Here is a 1,222-nt window from a genome sequence, read left to right as displayed (position 1 = left end):
ATTGTTTGGGTTTTAAAAAACTCTTGCCAACTCGGACCATCGGGATTTAATGGGCATTTAATTTCTAACAAAGTTTTGTTTTCTTCGTTATAACAATCTAAAGAAGCAGACATTAAACCTCTGGTAAAAACAGCGGGAACATATTTTAACCCATGACAAAAACAATAAAAATTTCTTGCTTTTGGTTCAGTTTTTTTGCCATGTTCCACTGCCTCATTAGTAATAAAATCACTCCCAAATACTTTTTTAAAAAGTAAATCCTCTTTGGTTTCATAAGGGTTGAGGCCCATGATAGTGCCTACTTCGGAAGCATTGATAAATTTTTTACGATGTCGAAACCATTCCCAACTATTTTGGTTTAATGCTACTTTAATAGCGGGGATAGCAAAAATATTTTTTTTCATCTGTTCAAACTCCTTTGCCTATTTTTGGTTTTTTTATAAAAAGATAAATTTTTTTGGGTTTTCTCATTACAAGATAGTCCAAAAAATTATCTAAAGAACGATCAATAATATAATTTTCTAAAACATCTTTTTTAGGCTGTTGTAAAAAAAGCCCTTCCAAAGATTCATTAGAAAGAGATTTATTAGAAGATAAATGAAAATTAATCTTGTTTAAAAATAATTCCATTTTTTCTATATAAAATCTTTCATCATGAACTAATAACCCTTCTTGTTTTAAAAAAGCTATTATTTCTTCTTTTTTGTTAATTTGAATTTCTTGAATTTTCATTTTGGGTTATAAACTCCTTTTAATTTTTAATTAGTTAATTTTATTACTTCAAGCATCTTTTCTTTGAAAATAAATATAAAATTTCTTAAAACCCCTTAAAAAGGTATTAATCCAGCAAATTTTAATTCTACAACTATATATCGGCATCTAATAATTCTTTGGTTGAAAATCCAGCCTTTATTAATTCATCAGTAGTAAATCCAGTATTTATTAATTGATAAGCAGTAAAACCAACATTTCTTAATTCTTTTAATGTATATCCACTATCTGTTAATTCATCAGCTGCAAAACCAGCATCTGTTAATTGTTTTAATGTATATCCATAACCTCTTAATTTATTAGCAGTAAAACCATCGTCTATTAAATCGTCAGCTGTATATTCTGCATTTATTAATTCGTTGAGTGTAAATCCAACATCAAATAATTCTTTGGTTGAAAATTCTGCGTCTATTAATTCTTTAATTGAATATCCTCCATCTTTTAATTCTTT

The 1,222-nt window shown here is 27.2% G+C and carries 2 protein-coding genes and 1 pseudogene; all 3 read right to left on the bottom strand.

The window, feature by feature from the left end:
* Positions 1–404 (bottom strand): lambda-exonuclease family protein (locus tag RI76_RS01275; protein WP_017192329.1); only part of this gene is annotated, 404 nt, incomplete at its 3' end.
* 4 nt (positions 405–408) lie between these two features.
* A complete protein-coding gene (locus RI76_RS01270) occupies positions 409–732 on the bottom strand; it encodes a hypothetical protein (protein WP_017192328.1) in 324 nt (107 codons plus the stop codon).
* 133 nt (positions 733–865) lie between these two features.
* Positions 866–1,222 (bottom strand): annotated as a pseudogene (locus RI76_RS01265) (type IVB secretion system protein DotG/IcmE); the annotation flags it as partial.

The sequence above is a fragment of the Milkweed yellows phytoplasma str. MW1 genome (assembly GCF_000309485.1).
Lineage (GTDB): Bacteria > Bacillota_I > Bacilli_A > Acholeplasmatales > Acholeplasmataceae > Phytoplasma.
Note: the sequence above shows the minus strand (reverse complement) of the source record. Positions and strands in the feature narration are given on the sequence as shown.

What these genes read in the sequence shown, in the direction of transcription:
- RI76_RS01270 (WP_017192328.1), bottom strand. Translation starts at nt 732, where the DNA reads ATGAAAATTCAAGAAATTCAAATTAACAAAAAAGAAGAAATAATAGCT.